The sequence below is a fragment of the Xanthomonas prunicola genome (genome assembly GCF_002846205.1).
GTDB lineage: Bacteria > Pseudomonadota > Gammaproteobacteria > Xanthomonadales > Xanthomonadaceae > Xanthomonas > Xanthomonas prunicola.
Window position 1 is genome coordinate 1 of sequence record NZ_PHKV01000050.1, and the last position, 1,830, is coordinate 1,830.

At 48.1% G+C, this 1,830-nt stretch carries 2 protein-coding genes; both read right to left on the reverse strand.

Translation table 11 applies throughout. From position 1 onward, the window contains the following. Positions 1-87 precede the first annotated feature (87 nt). Positions 88-801, reverse strand: coding sequence for a hypothetical protein (locus XpruCFBP8353_RS23645; RefSeq protein WP_133125713.1), 714 nt, complete (start codon positions 799-801; stop codon positions 88-90). Continuing rightward, positions 798-1,830 (reverse strand): hypothetical protein (locus XpruCFBP8353_RS24160; RefSeq protein ID WP_207759714.1); only part of this gene is annotated, 1,033 nt, incomplete at its 5' end. The genes XpruCFBP8353_RS23645 and XpruCFBP8353_RS24160, both read right to left, overlap by 4 nt.

Sequence of the window (1,830 nt, forward strand, 5' to 3'; positions counted from 1 at the left end):
CGATGAACCCACCGCAAGACTGTCGTGCCACCCGTATTGTCAAAGAGCGGTATTTTTAACGCCATTCCATGGCATTACGACTATCGACTAGATGAGGCCCAAGATTGGTTTCACGCGTTCATTCATTTCCACAAACTGCTCGTAGGTCAGGCCAGGGTCATCGTTGAGCAGCAGGAAAACGCCGTCCAGAAAGCGCTCGACACGTTGAACCTTGCCTTGCAGTCTCGCAACTACTTCATCAGGGCCGTAGCCAAGGGCGCGATGACAACGGTCGCCGTCCCAAAACTGTACCGGATGCAAAGTATAGATATTGTTGCGGCCATCGATATCGATGGATTTTTCCTTTTTAAGTCGATCGTAAACTGGATTTTCATCCGGTCCATTACCTTGATAATAGACGCTGTAAAGATCATAAGAAGCAAAGGCTTTGTAAGCACCAAATGCCTGTGCAATGTCCTGAAGTTCTTTATTCAGAACAGTTTTATAGTCAATATTTCTGTTGGAGATCTTAAAACCAAAACGCAAGTGCTCGTCAAAGCTTCCATGATCCTCGTATATATATCTCTCGCCCCTGTATATATAATCTCCAATACAAAGAAGTCCTTTAACTGAGGATTTAATTTTATAAGAGGCACTCAATCCATTGCCGCAACTTGGCGCAGTAGGCAAGTCGAGCCCCTCAAACCCTAATGGCGGGCCGACGCGTGACATCTGCTCCATTACCTGGGCGTGCCGCTGTTCTATCGTCAAAGCCCTGTCGGGCTTGGCATAAAACCACAGTTGGATTTCTGGCGAACTCATTGGCTTCTTACTCTTGTTGAAACAAAACTATCATATCCACTGTCACGAATAAATTTTCTTGCCTCTGCTTCCACTTTAGCATTCGGAAATTCATAAACAACCTTATATCCAGGATTCTGTTGTACTGCTGACTTGACACGCCGCAGTGTGTCATTGACAGATTTCTGCGTCGAGCCATTCCAGATTGCCAATTTCGTCTTGGCATCAATCAGCAGGACTGAAGTGCCATCGGCGCCTTTCTCCACACCGTCGAACTTGACGAAGTTTACGCCATTTTCGTTCGGGTTTGTGTAACGCAAAGCAGGGACTCCGAGCTTGCCTGATTCTATATCGCTAAATGCTCCTGTCGTGCCGGCTTGGAAATCTTGGGCATTCTGATTACCCTTGGGATTCTCCAAGACATAGATCAATCCTTGATTCTCCCCCGGTAGTGCCCTTGCCTCCTTTTCGGTCAATACGCGAGTATTGTGGTTTGGTAGAAGCTCATCCAAATTATTGCTTGGGGCAGGCTCCCTATCAATTACTCTTTCGGCACCAGGAGACGCATTTGATCGCGAAGATCCGCCCGCAATGACTTTTTGCCCTCCTTTGAAAATAAGAGTTTGGAGAGCAATTGTTCCAAGACTATAAGCATCTTGAGTAAGCGGGTTCAATCCATCGGTTCGCTTAGGATTGAAAGATGCCAAAACTCCCAGTCCCTGCGTCGAGAAGTATGGAGCAGTTAATTCCGCCACGCCATCGCGTCCCTGGGCGTAAGACAATGTAGCCATTCCGAGCCCAAGCGGAACTCCGAGACATGATATTCCTGTTTCGGGGCAGAGCAACGCTGCCCCAGCAGCCACTTGATAGCCGCCTACCGTGCCAAGCGCTCCACCGACTGCGCCTATGGCCCCTTTAGTCCTATTGACTGCCTCATCGTGTGAGGTGCGAAAATCAGTCGCGGACGCGATAAATCCATATTCCTCGAATGCACGTGTGTTTTTGATTGTGCTTAACTCGGATTGGTAACTAAGCCCGTTCGTTTGGAGC

Bases quoted from the DNA above. Each gene is read 5' to 3' on its own strand.
- XpruCFBP8353_RS23645 (WP_133125713.1), bottom strand. From the start codon at position 801: ATGAGTTCGCCAGAAATCCAACTGTGGTTTTATGCCAAGCCCGACAGG.